We start from the raw sequence: 12,215 nt of genomic DNA on the forward strand, positions 1-12,215 counted from the left end.
AGGAGGAACATTTATACAAAAATCCGGAACTCTGATACGGAATGCCGGAAGCTTTGGCAGGACGAGGTTATGCTGCATAAAAAGCCCTGCAAAAATTTTACAGGGCTTCTTCTAAAATTAGAACGGCCGCCTGGGCAGCAGATCTTTCTATTTTTTAAACGCTTCTTTAAACTGCTCAGCCGCAAAATCCTGCGCTTCTTTTGCTTCAGGTACAATGATCGCCGTGCCGAAAAACTCGTGTGTTGTGCCTGGATACATTTTACGGGTTGCTTTTACACCCGCAGCATTGAGCCTGTCTGCCAGGATACTGCCTTCGGTTTCCAGCGGGTCAATTTCTGCATTGATAATCGTGGTTGAAGGCAAATTTATAAGGTTAGCATTTACCAGGTCAATGCGTTTGTCTTTTGATTCAACAGACACATTGGTCAGGTAATGCATTAAAAACCAGTCGATAGACGGTTTGTCCAGAGGCTTTGCATCGTGATATTTCTTGTATGATTCGGTCGTGGTATCCGAGCCGGCAACCGGGTATACCAGCAGCTGGTGCTTCGGCATCATGATTCCGTTATCCCTTGCTTTGATACTGACATTAACTGCAAGGTTTCCACCCGCGCTCTCGCCCGCTACACCCATGCGCATCGGATCGCCGTGCATGGATGCGGCATGGTTCAGCACCCACTCATAAGCCTGAAATGCATCATTATGTGCTGTTGGGAACTTGAATTCGGGACCTTTGCGGTATTCGACGGAGACTACCATCGCGCCCACCTTTTCAGCCAAAGCCCTTGCAGAAGCATCATACACGTCGATTGAGGCAATCACCCAGCCGCCGCCATGGTAATAAACAATGACGGGAAATGGCGCCGTGCCGGTTTTCGGCGTATAAACACGAGCATGAATGTTGCCGCCTACCACAGGAATTTCCACGCCCATCGTATCGACCATCGGGATTTGAAATGGCACATTAAACTCGCCGATCAAATCATTCACCGCATCTTTCACAGTATGGTTCATGCGTGCCTCCTGTGGTGTAGACTTCGGAATCGGCTTGTCGCCGTAGCTCAATAATTTTTCAACAACCGCCCACATCTCGTCGTGAATGTTAGGCGCCCAGGCTGGCTTCGGACCTTTCGGTTTTACCGAAGCCGGTAGCGGGTGATCGGCCAGGCTGCAAGAAATGATCGTGGTAACCATCGCTATCATCGCAAGTGAAACCAGGGCAGTGCACATGCTGCCAATGCGGTAATTAGTTTTCATAGTTGTATTTAAATGGTTTTGAAAATGGACGCCACCATTTTTGAAATATCATACCAACTATGCACATAACTGCCTTTAACACCAGAAATTGAATGTTTTAGAGCTAGGAGGAGTAGGGTGTTCTTTAAAATGTTAAAAAATTAGAATGAATGTTTTACTGTGCCGAGAAAATGCTACAACAAGTCGTTCAGGTGGATCGGCAGGTGGTTAATTCTTTTCCCTGTGGCATGAAAAATCGCATTCGCAATCGCAGGCGGCATCGCTACCAGGCCAATTTCCCCTACTCCTTTCGTCCCCAGCGCGTTGACGATGTCATCATTTTCCTCCACAAAAATCACGTCCAGTTCATGAATGTCGGCGTGTACCGGAATATGATATTCGCCCAAATTCTGGTTCATGTATTTTCCAAGCCGGTGATCGGTGATCGTTTCTTCACGGATCGCCTTGCTGATTCCCCACACCATCCCACCGAGAATCTGGCTGCGGGCAGTTTTAGGGTTGATAATCTTCCCGGCCGCCACTGCAGTAACTGCACGTGTAACATTGATCACGCCCAGTTCTTCATCCACTTCCACTTCCACAAATGCCGCGGAATGTGTGGCGCGAGAGTATTTTTTCAGTTTGAGCACATTTGGCACCGAAAATTTGAGTGCCTTGATCGGCTCGTTATTATTTTCCGCAATAATATCCTGGTAAGTGACAAAGGTCAGCGGGTCCGTCTTCAATTCGATCCGCCCATTTTTGAAAACCACATCTTCCAGCTCCAAGCCTTTCAGCATCCCATTTTTCATGGAAGCTGCTTTTTTAAAAAGCTTTTTCCGCAATGATCCGGCTGCCGCTTTAATCGCCGAGCCGATTGTTGAAACTGTAAACGAACCGCCCTGGATTGGCGCAAAGGGCTTTTTACTATCACCGTAAGAAAATATAACATCCTCCATCGGAAGCCCTAGCTCATCCGCAGCGACCTGCGTCATGACGGTCAATGTACCTGTACCGATGTCAGTGACAGCGCTGTTAACCTGTAATTTTCCTTCTTTGGTCAAAATCATCTCAGCGCGCGCAGGCAGGGAATTCGCTTCCCAGATCCCCGTCGCCATTCCGTATCCGACCAGCTTGTTTCCGTGGCGCATGCTCCTTGGTTCCGGGTCTCTTTTGTCCCAGCCAAACTTTTCAGCTCCCTGCAAATAGCACTGCATCAGCTCTTTGCTACTGTAAGGCCGGTTCAGACTTGCGTCGTTTTCGGAATAATTGATAAGCCTTAGATGCAGCGGGTCGATTTTCAATTTGTAGGCCAAATCATCCATCGTCGTCTCAATCGGGTGCATGCCGGTAGCTCCGCCCGGTGCCCGCATATCCAGCGGACTAAACACATCCAGCTCCACGAGTTTATACTGCATCAAGGTATTTTCGGCCGGATAAATCATGTGCGCCCAGTTGACAACCACCTCGGTATAATCTTCAAACCGGGAAGTTTCGCCAATCGCGGCGTGGTGCAAGGCATTTACTTTTCCATCCGCATCCGCACCAAATTGGGTTGTCTGGATGGTTTGCGGACGATGCCCAAATGTGAACATCTGGCTTCTGTCCAGCGTCACCACCACGGATCTTTTCAACTCCAAAGCCGCCATCACCGACATAAAAAGCTGGTACTGCGGCCGCAAAGCAGAACCGAAAGCGCCCCCCACGTAAGGTGCGATCACGCGTACATTTTTATATTTTAAACCAAAAATATTGGCAACATACAGCTGACTGTTGACCGTACCCTGGGTTTTATCATAAATCGTCAGCTTGCCGTCGCCTTCATAAATCGTTGTTGTGGCGAACAGTTCAAGCGGGTTATGGTGCTCGGTACTATGGTAAAATTCCCCTTCCGATTTTGCGAAAGAAGCATCATAAGCTTTCTGAAAATCACCTTTTGGCTTCGGCGGCGGCGGTTTCAACATGGTCGCCATCCCGATTTTGGGTGACCGCGCACTATTCACATTCGGGCGGATATCGGTTTGGAAAAATTCCGTAGCGTATTCAACCTCCACAAGCGTCGCAGCATATCGCGCCAACTCAAAAGTCTCCGCCACCACCAGCCCGATCGGCTGACCATTATAAATGATCTCGTCATCCTGCAAAGGCCGGAAAGGTGATCCCGGAGGCGCATCCATATCCGCATATTGCAGGCTGAACTTGCCCACCGAAGGCCGGTTCAAATGTGAAAATACTTCAACTACGCCCGGCAGGGACATTGCTTTGGCCGTGTCGAAACGTGTTATTTTTCCTTTCGTGACGGTACTGTTGACGACATAGCCGTATAACATTCCGGGTGCTTTATACTCCCCCGCATATTTGGCTGCGCCGGTCACTTTCTGGTATCCTTCCAGCCTGCTTACAGGCTGCCCGATTGATGGTATCAATGTCATAGTTGTGATGAATTTAAAGAGAAGGACCTGCGCCAGGCACCTGCGTTTCCGGGTTAAGCGCCATCATACAATTTCTTACAATGGCGCGTTTTGCCAGTTCTATCTTGAATGCATTGTGCTCATAACCAACTGCTCCGGCCAACATTATTTCCGCTGCTTCCCGAAAAACCGGTACCGATGGCTCTTTCTCTTTCAGAAAATTTTCAGCCGCCTCATCCCGCCATGGCTTGTGCGCCACACCGCCCAGCGCAATGCGCGCCGATTGAATATGCCCATCTTCCAGCTTCAAACCGGTAGCCACGGACACCAGCGCGAAAGCATAGGAATTACGGTCCCGGATTTTCAGATAGGAATAATTTTGTGCGTAACCGTTGGCTGGCAGGTCAATGCCGGTGATGATCTCACCCTCTTGCAGATTGTTATCCAGTTGCGGCGTATTGCCCGGCAACCTGTGAAAATCGGCAAACGGAATGCTGCGCGCACCCTGCGGCCCTTCCACATTCACCACCGCGTCCAGCGCCGCCAGCGCTACACACATATCCGACGGAAAAACAGCAATGCAATGTTCATTCGTACCCAAAATCGCCATAATCCGATTATAGCCGCCGATCGCCGAGCAGCCCGAACCCGGTTCGCGCTTGTTGCAGGGTACATTGGCATCATAAAAATAATAGCAGCGGGTTTTTTGCAGCAGGTTACCACCATTGGTCGCCATGTTGCGGATCTGGGCCGTGGCGCCGGCGAGTATTGCCCTGGATAACAGCGGGTAACGTCCCTCTACCAGCGGATGCCAGGCCGTTTTAGCATTGGTTTCAAATGCACCTAGACGCAAACCTCCGTCCGGTAATTCCTGGATTTCGTGATGGTCGCGTATCTTGGTAAGATCTACCAAAGTGTGGGCATCGGTCAGGTTGTATTTCATCAGATCGATGAGATTCGTCCCCCCGGCAATGTATTTTGCATCGTCTTCCTCTACCGAAAGTCCGATCGCCTCCTGCACGCTCGCAGCTCTGAAATAATCGAAGTTATTCATGTGCTGAGAGGTTTTTGACGTCCATAATCGCATCGATAATGTTGGTGTTAGCACCGCATCGGCAGAGATTTCCGCTCATCAGTTCCTTCACCTCGTCGCGGGTTTCCGCCTTTCCTTCACGCAGCAAGCCGATGGCGCTGCAAATCTGCCCCGGCGTACAGTAGCCGCATTGAAATGCGTCGTGCTCGATGAATGCCTTTTGCAGCGGATGCAGCTCGCCATCTTGCGCAACTCCCTCAATAGTAGTGATTTCCGAACCTTCTTTCATAACTGCCAATGTCAGGCAGCTCAGGATCCGTTCGCCATCGCAGAGCACGGTACACGCGCCGCACTGGCCGTGGTCGCAACCTTTTTTGGTGCCGGTCAGCCCCGCATATTCCCGGAGCGCATCGAGCAGGCTTACCCAGGGAAGCACATTCAGCTCGACTGGGTTACCATTAATTCGCAGCGTCACTGGCCTGGCGCTGAATGTCGTTTTAGGACTGGCAGGTATATCGGGAAAATTTGTATTCACGTTCCTGGTGAGTTTGGTAAATGCGCATGATAGTCATAAGAACTATGCCAAATCAGGACTTCCCAAAACCGGGAATCATTTATTTCCTGCCAATCACCGGAAATTGCGAAACACGCAGTTTGGTACAACCATAAGGCACCAGAATCACTTCCTCCTCTTCCTTCGAAACTTCCATATTATAAATCTGGCTGAAAGGTACCGGACCGGCCGTTTCGTTATATAATTTCCATGATGGTACGCGCCGCGCTTTTGTCTTCATCAGGATCGGCGCATTTTCAAGGTTCCAGGGAAAATTCGAAACTGATTTGGCAGGTTCTACACAAAAAAATGTCGGCAGTTTATTTTCCGGTATTTCAAAAAGGGCGTAATTCCAGGGCGTCGTCGGATGTACTTCATAATAATATCTACCATAATCGATTGGGTCAACATCATTTGTCACCTTCTTCATTTCCTGCCCGATCCGCAAGGCATAAAGGAGTGGTCCGCGCTCCACTGACATGGAATTTTCATACCATTTATTTTTAAAAATATGCATCGGTAAAATCAATTCCACCACATCCCCGGATTTCCAGCCACGATTGATCTTCACAATGTTGCCGCCTTTTTCACGCTTCACTTTCTCACCATTAACCCGCACTTCCCCTTCTTTACACCAAGCCGGAATTCTTAAATGAAATGGAAATGCGACGGTTTTTTCTTTTTCATCAAAGGCTAATTTAAACCGTATATTTTCTTCAAACGGATAATTGGTTTCTTCCACAATATGCACTTTCGTACCATTTCCAATAGTTGTATTCACCTCACTAGCCGAATAAATCAGCGCGGCAATTCCTTTATCTGCGGTTTTGTACCAAAGGTTTTGTGTAAACTTCGGCCAACCCTGGTGCATATTGGAAGTGCAGCAGGGATACCCCGATAGCAGTCCGTAACACACATCGGTACCGCCGTGATTATCCGCAAAATTCCGCACCTGCCGCGTCGCCATCACCTGGTTTGCCTGCTGGAAATACTGCCGCTCCATGTAATTATCGGTTGTTTGCGAAGGCAGAGCATTGAATGCAATTTTTTCCAGACGATCTGCGAAGTCCACGTCACCGGTAATTTCCAGGGCACTTTCCAAACTAAACATCATTTCCACCGCACTGCATAATTCCGAACCCTGCGTCGGGTTGGCACCATGCAGCGCCTCATCGCCACCATACATCCCGTGCGCCATACCATTGTATTTGTCCAGATCTTTCAAACCTTTTTTCACCGATTCAAGATATTTTGGATCGGAATGATGTCGCGAATAAATCACCGGCTCTTTCATCCCCTGCGCCAGATTTACACAATGAATGCTGCCTTGCTTTGAAAGCAAATCAGTATTTAAAAAGGAGTCAGTATAATCAAATGTTTGCTTGTGCAGCAGCTCGCCTAAATCGAGCAGGAATTTTTCACCGGTAATATCATAAAGCCAATACACCACCATTAAATTATCCCCTGCCCTGAATTTCGCCCAGTAAGTCCAATGATCGAGCGGTGTATTAGGCAATTCTTTTAATTGATACCAGAAATAATGGGTCATCAACTTAATTACCCGCTGATCATTGGTGGCTGAATAATATTGTTTCAAAATTTTCAGCATGACCATCTTCGGCCACCAGTCACGACTATTATCTCTTTGCAAACCTTTTTCGCCTGGATAATCTTTGGACGGACCAAAGTACCCGTCGGGCTGCTGGCTGTTGATCGCCCATTCCACCCAGGGTTTGGCTTTATTAATTAAATTATCGTCCTGCAAAATATAAGCGAGCGGCAGCAGCCCATCGATCCAGTAGGGACCCCGCTCCCACTGATCGCCATCGCCGCCCAGCCAGCCGTTGCGGTTATTCATTACCAGCGGATATAATTCATCCAGTTTTCCGGTCGCACCGTTTTTCTGCCGGATCAGCATTTCCCTCAGCCAGCCCTGCGGCTTTATCGCACCCAGCGGCAATTCCTGGTAACTATTCCGATTTGTTGTAAGCGTTTTGTCAGGTTGCTTCCTGACTTTGCCGGGTGTTTGCGCGAGCAAATTCGGAGAAAGAAGGGTAATGCAAAAAAACAGGACGGTGTTTTTCATGATGAAATAAAATGCGGGGAAGTTCGGTTAAACGGAAGCCCAATTAAAACAAAAAAACCAATCCGACCGTCCTGGTCAAATTGGTTTTCTTCAACGAAAATCGTCTGTACTTTTCTGCGACTACTCGGCAGCAACTGCATTTTTTGGTTTGCGGCCACGAGGCTTTCCTGTGTAAGCAGGCTTAGGCTCAGCGCTTCCAAGTTCCAGTTCATATCCTACAACACCTTCTTCGTAGTTAAATGGAGAAATGGTAAATGTGAATTTGGTTTGTTCAAAATCCACACCATTTTTTTTCAGGATCACATCCAGCGGAATAGAAAATCCACGGCCGCTTTTTGATAATGCAAATGTTCCTGACTCATCAGAACTCGGGATAAGGTAAAGATATTTCAAAGTTCTTTTGCCCTGCTGCGTACCGATTTTGAAACGTGTAGTCAACGGCTCAATGGCCAATTCTTCTAGTGTTTTCGGAGGGAGGACCAACTTGCCGGTGCCAGAAACATATCCGGTCAGCTTAGGTTGTTCTTTGGTTTTCTTTGTGACAATGACATTTTCTTCCGGAGAAAAAAACTTAATCGCGCTTGCTTTCATCGTAAATAATGGGTTACTGTGATTATTATTTGCAAAAATAGCAAGGAACTTAACTTATAAAAACTTTTCCGTTATTTAGACGGATTTGCAATTACTGGAAAAAGCAGTTTCAATTATGAATTTACATTGAATCTGAATTAATAAAAAGCGAAGAAAACATTGATGTACCGGAAATTAAATAGCGCTACAACGTTAATTTAATACGTTTATTTCCAGACAAATTAATTTAATTTAGACATTACGTTTATAGTTCTCCATTTGAATATAAAGCGGTTACAAAAACAACCTGAATCTTACTAATCCAATAACTTTTCGAGCTCATCCACGAATGCGACCTGCCTTTCATTTAATTTTTTTCGGGCTATCTCAAATGTAAACCAATCAGCGCGGTCCACTTCCGGAAATGTCTGCCGCTTCCCCGATCGCGGTGGCCACTCGGTATCAAATGTATTGCTCACCAATTTTTGCGTATCAAAATCGCCCTCAACTGCCCAGGCCAGTACAATCTTCCCGCTTTTCAATTTCACCGGAGATAATGGGATAAAATTCCCCTCCACATTAGCACCGGTCTCCTCTTCAAATTCCCTGATCGCCGCCGCCAGCGGCTCTTCCGGCGCCAGGTACAACCCTTTCGGAATCGACCAGCTCCCCTCATCCTTCCTGACAAAAAACGGCCCGCCCGGATGCACCAGAAGCACCTCCACCTCTTTCCCGCGACGATACATCAAAATTCCAGCGCTTTTTTCGGGCATAGTTGGTTTTAGGTTTAAATATTAAACAAGTATATAAACAGAAATAGCTCCGGCCAAAACTGTACCGGAGCTATTGTTATTGAGCTGAAATCAAAGTCACAGCCTATTTATCTCTTCTTAAACTCGGATACTTCTTCAAAGCCTCCTCCATTTGATTCAGCTTTCGCATAATGGTCAAATCTTTGTAGTCCTCAACCTTCTTTTCCGTACGAACATTTACATTTTTCTCTTTCATCGCGATCGTAGCCATATTGTAATCATTTAAATATACAACTCATTTCTTTGTCAGCAAAAAGCCTGAAAAATTAGTCCCTTTGCAAAATTCAATAACATCCGGTTCCCCACCTTCAATCGCTCCCAAAATTTTTAGATCTGGTGGTAGGTAATCGATGACTTTACTGATTTCTCTTTGATAAAGCCTTGTCCTGCTGGTTGTGCTTCCCTGGGCATAAAGTCCTGCGTTCGGATTTTCCTGAAGAAATTTTAAAGCTTGCGTGCCAACTGTGGCAAGAATAACGTCCGAATCGCCATTTTTGATCTCGATCATATCATCCAGATCCTGACATTCTTCATCCCAAACCCCGAAAGCTAAATTATAACTATCAAGCTCTTCACTATGCTTATGCCTTGAAATCAACACCCTCATTTCAAACCTACCATTTTTACCTTCACTAAAAAACTTACAGGCGTGGGCGATATGGATAAAATGACGATACCTGATAAAATCATCCGCTCCAAGCGGGAATGTCGGATAGTGTGTGCTCTTCATCCCGCAAAACTAGCAAAACCCTCCAAAACAAAAACCCCGCAAAAAACTGCGGGGCCAGTGTCGAAAAAGTAATGTCGTAGCTGGATTGCTGCCCTCAATAACTCGCGGCGAGTGCGCGGAATTTTGCGGAGGATGAGTGGCTGAGAATGCCGCCCAGGGTTGGTTCGAAGAAGGCGCCGGAGAGTGAGCCTCTGATGGGTTTGCCAGGACCATTATACTCAGTGATCGTAATCTTGCCACCGCCTGAGATCCATTTGGCCTGGTCATTATAGTAGCTGTCGAGGTAGGGCACCTTGCTGCCGCTTCTTGGATTGATACTTACCGTATGGCCCTTGTTGATTTCATAAGTGCCTTTTCCGCTAAAATGATCAATGTTAAAAACCACCATCATTTGCGTAAATGTCTTATCCTGAATGATCCCCGACAATTTGCTGCCATGCAGTGTAAGCCCCACTACCGGATTGCTGTCCGATTGTCCATCGATTTTCAGAGAGGAGGGCGACTCGATTCTTTCGGTGTGAATGAGCATCAAATGCCCGAATTCCTTCACGTTCAGCTCCACTGCCACGGCAACCGGATTCACGTCAGGCTCGCGCGGCGGCGCGTCGTATTTTGTAAGCGCCCAGGTTTGGTCTTCCGTCAGCTGGCCAACATTCGCGTAATCCCCATCCACATCGTCCCCCGCTTTGTTACCATTCAGCGTCCATTTTACGACCATACTTTTCCGGACTACCTTATGTCCGGTCAGCGGAACAACCAAATCTTGATCATTATAACCTTCAATATATCTGGCGGTTAGCTCACAATTGTCCCCCGGCGCAAGCCGGTCTTTATCCGAGATCAGGCTGAACTGCGCATAAAAAGACCAGTGCGCCAGATGCGAAACCGGTGCGGTAACAGTCTTCGCAGTTTTATCAACGGTAATGTCCTTACTGCCCTGCCAAACACCTTTTTCATCCTGGAAAGCCGCGCCTAAAACATCCGTATTCGTTCCGTTCAAATCTTCATCGGTGTAATTCCAGGTTACCTGCGCATTTCCCGTCAGCTTTACATCTTTCGGCGTGATTTCCAGGCTGGTACCCATGCCCAGCGGCGTCGTATTTTCAACTGGCTGGATTGTGATCGGCGTTTCTTTTGAAATGACACCCGCCGGAAATTTGAAAACCATCCGGCTTTCGGGAATTTCGATGGTACCTCCGGCTGGCCCGATCACTTTGGTAACCGGTGCGCCGATGGGCTTGCCGACGGGCATCGGATCGCCGGTGGAAGAAGCGGGTGGATCAGTGTCAACAGGATCAACATTTGGCTGCGGTTCCTGGCAGGCAAGGTGTCCTAAAAAGAGGAGTGGTAAGATTTTTGTGGTTGATTTCATTAAATTTTGCATGGCTGAGAGTGCCGGTGCTAGCGGCTTTTTTTGTTTCGATGCTCAAATGTAAAACCGCCTCTCATCCTACTCCGTAGTGCTTTCGCTTCAAATGAAGCATTCATGTGGTCAATTGCAAAAACGTCCGGGTGAATTGGAAAAAAGAAACTGGCTGCATTCCTTTATTGATTCCGGTTGGCTAATTTTGAGTAAACCGCGCTAAAACCTGCCCCGCTTTTTTACCGATGAAACCTGCCTTTTTTTCCAAATACGAATGGTGGTACCACCTGGCCATGATGCCGGTACTTTTCGCGGTGGGCAACTATTATTTTATCGGCACTGAGTATTTTACAAACCCCGAAACTTTCCTCATCGCCACGCCGATCGTCTTTCTGCTCTACTGGTTTTCGGTGATCCTGCTCACCATTCTGATCCGGGGTATTATTAACCGCTATCCCAGGATCGACCAGACTACGAAACGACTGGTGGTGATGTTGCTCACTGTCGGTGCGGTTACTGTGGCGCTGGCGGTTTTTGATGTCTGGATTTACAGCATTACGCCGGGACTGGAAGTGGCATTTACCTGGCAAAATATCTGGCCTATCATTATCCTCGGCGAGTTTTTTGACCTTTTTCTCTGCGCCATGCTCGGCCTTTTTTATTCTTTGGAACAGTGGCGAAAAAATGAGGCGGAGACCGAAAAGTTGCAGCGTTTATCCCTGCAAAGTCAGTTTGATGCATTGAAGGGGCAGGTTAACCCACACTTTTTATTTAACAGCCTCAACACATTATCGTCACTGATCGGGGAAGATCAGGAAGTGGCTGAACAATTCGTGGAAGATTTGGCAAAAGTGTACCGCTATATCCTGCAAGCCGGTAAAATCGAGCTGATACCGTTACGTTCCGAAGTACATTTTATGCAAACATACAAGCGGCTTCTCGACGTCCGCTATGGTGAAAGCCTGCAAATTTCCCTCCCCGAATCCGTGCCTGCGGAGCTGCATGTACCGCCGCTTTCTTTACAGGTCTTGGTCGATAATGCCATCAAGCACAATGCTATGTCAGGAGCTAAACCTTTGACCATCAACATTGAAACCGCTTTCAGTCAGCGGATCAGCATTTCCAATAATGTGCATCCCAAGATCAGGGCCATCGGTACCACCCGCGCGGGACTAGCCAGTGTGAAAGCGAAATACCGGGAGCTCGGCAACCGAGAAGTGCGCGTGGAGCAGACCGACGAAAATTTTAAGGTAAGCCTGCCTTTACTCCCCGAACCCGTCCGTGTATAGACGAGGGTTTACAGTTCATGTTTCGAATTTTACAGTTGATGCAACAAGTAATGCTACATTCGAAAGGTTTGCAATACATTTGATTTAACTAAAATCAGAAATTGCGCAGCAGGCAGTTTGCCTTTTTGAAAA

At 47.4% G+C, this 12,215-nt stretch carries 11 protein-coding genes; 1 reads left to right on the forward strand and 10 read right to left on the reverse strand.

What is annotated here, in order from left to right:
• Positions 1-147: 147 nt before the first annotated feature.
• The 10 genes from FEN17_RS06165 to FEN17_RS06205 form a co-directional block, all read right to left on the reverse strand.
• Positions 148-1,257 (reverse strand): alpha/beta hydrolase, encoded by a 1,110-nt coding sequence (locus FEN17_RS06165; protein WP_138364401.1) that lies wholly within the window; start codon positions 1,255-1,257, stop codon positions 148-150.
• A gap of 173 nt (positions 1,258-1,430) precedes the next feature.
• Positions 1,431-3,668, reverse strand: coding sequence for a xanthine dehydrogenase family protein molybdopterin-binding subunit (locus FEN17_RS06170; protein ID WP_138364402.1), 2,238 nt, complete (start codon positions 3,666-3,668; stop codon positions 1,431-1,433).
• Positions 3,669-3,681: 13 nt separating this feature from the next.
• Positions 3,682-4,701 carry an FAD binding domain-containing protein gene (locus FEN17_RS06175; protein WP_138364403.1) on the reverse strand — a complete coding sequence of 340 codons (1,020 nt, stop codon included), beginning with the start codon at positions 4,699-4,701 and terminating at the stop codon, positions 3,682-3,684.
• Positions 4,694-5,215, reverse strand: coding sequence for a (2Fe-2S)-binding protein (locus FEN17_RS06180; protein ID WP_138364404.1), 522 nt, complete (start codon positions 5,213-5,215; stop codon positions 4,694-4,696). The genes FEN17_RS06175 and FEN17_RS06180 overlap by 8 nt, the downstream gene beginning before the upstream one ends.
• 79 nt (positions 5,216-5,294) lie before the next feature.
• A complete protein-coding gene (locus FEN17_RS06185) occupies positions 5,295-7,319 on the reverse strand; it encodes a beta-L-arabinofuranosidase domain-containing protein (protein ID WP_138364405.1) in 2,025 nt (674 codons plus the stop codon).
• A 120-nt stretch (positions 7,320-7,439) separates the two neighbouring features.
• Entirely contained in the window at positions 7,440-7,910 is a 471-nt protein-coding gene (locus FEN17_RS06190) for a hypothetical protein (RefSeq protein WP_138364406.1), read from the reverse strand.
• Positions 7,911-8,206: 296 nt separating this feature from the next.
• Positions 8,207-8,662, reverse strand: a complete 456-nt coding sequence (locus FEN17_RS06195) for an NUDIX hydrolase (RefSeq protein ID WP_138364407.1) — start codon at positions 8,660-8,662, stop codon at positions 8,207-8,209.
• A gap of 103 nt (positions 8,663-8,765) precedes the next feature.
• Positions 8,766-8,912 (reverse strand): hypothetical protein, encoded by a 147-nt coding sequence (locus FEN17_RS27230; protein ID WP_171037848.1) that lies wholly within the window; start codon positions 8,910-8,912, stop codon positions 8,766-8,768.
• Between the two features lie 24 nt (positions 8,913-8,936).
• Positions 8,937-9,431 (reverse strand): DUF6934 family protein, encoded by a 495-nt coding sequence (locus FEN17_RS06200; RefSeq protein WP_138364408.1) that lies wholly within the window; start codon positions 9,429-9,431, stop codon positions 8,937-8,939.
• Between the two features lie 94 nt (positions 9,432-9,525).
• Complete coding sequence (locus FEN17_RS06205; protein ID WP_138364409.1) at positions 9,526-10,803, reverse strand: hypothetical protein; 1,278 nt, start codon at positions 10,801-10,803, stop codon at positions 9,526-9,528.
• Positions 10,804-11,039: 236 nt separating this feature from the next.
• On the opposite strand from FEN17_RS06205, the gene FEN17_RS06210 reads away from it, so the two are divergent.
• Positions 11,040-12,083 carry a sensor histidine kinase gene (locus FEN17_RS06210; RefSeq protein WP_229208706.1) on the forward strand — a complete coding sequence of 348 codons (1,044 nt, stop codon included), beginning with the start codon at positions 11,040-11,042 and terminating at the stop codon, positions 12,081-12,083.
• The last annotated feature ends 132 nt before the right edge of the window (positions 12,084-12,215 follow it).

This window comes from Dyadobacter luticola (assembly GCF_005860805.1).
Classification (GTDB): Bacteria; Bacteroidota; Bacteroidia; order Cytophagales; family Spirosomataceae; genus Dyadobacter; species Dyadobacter luticola.

Bases quoted from the DNA above. Each gene is read 5' to 3' on its own strand.
- FEN17_RS06165 (WP_138364401.1), bottom strand. From the start codon at position 1,257: ATGAAAACTAATTACCGCATTGGCAGCATGTGCACTGCCCTGGTTTCA.
- FEN17_RS06185 (WP_138364405.1), bottom strand. From the start codon at position 7,319: ATGAAAAACACCGTCCTGTTTTTTTGCATTACCCTTCTTTCTCCGAAT.
- FEN17_RS06175 (WP_138364403.1), bottom strand. From the start codon at position 4,701: ATGAATAACTTCGATTATTTCAGAGCTGCGAGCGTGCAGGAGGCGATC.
- FEN17_RS27230 (WP_171037848.1), bottom strand. From the start codon at position 8,912: ATGGCTACGATCGCGATGAAAGAGAAAAATGTAAATGTTCGTACGGAA.
- FEN17_RS06200 (WP_138364408.1), bottom strand. From the start codon at position 9,431: ATGAAGAGCACACACTATCCGACATTCCCGCTTGGAGCGGATGATTTT.
- FEN17_RS06195 (WP_138364407.1), bottom strand. From the start codon at position 8,662: ATGCCCGAAAAAAGCGCTGGAATTTTGATGTATCGTCGCGGGAAAGAG.
- FEN17_RS06170 (WP_138364402.1), bottom strand. From the start codon at position 3,668: ATGACATTGATACCATCAATCGGGCAGCCTGTAAGCAGGCTGGAAGGA.
- FEN17_RS06205 (WP_138364409.1), bottom strand. From the start codon at position 10,803: ATGAAATCAACCACAAAAATCTTACCACTCCTCTTTTTAGGACACCTT.
- FEN17_RS06190 (WP_138364406.1), bottom strand. From the start codon at position 7,910: ATGAAAGCAAGCGCGATTAAGTTTTTTTCTCCGGAAGAAAATGTCATT.
- FEN17_RS06210 (WP_229208706.1), top strand. From the start codon at position 11,040: ATGAAACCTGCCTTTTTTTCCAAATACGAATGGTGGTACCACCTGGCC.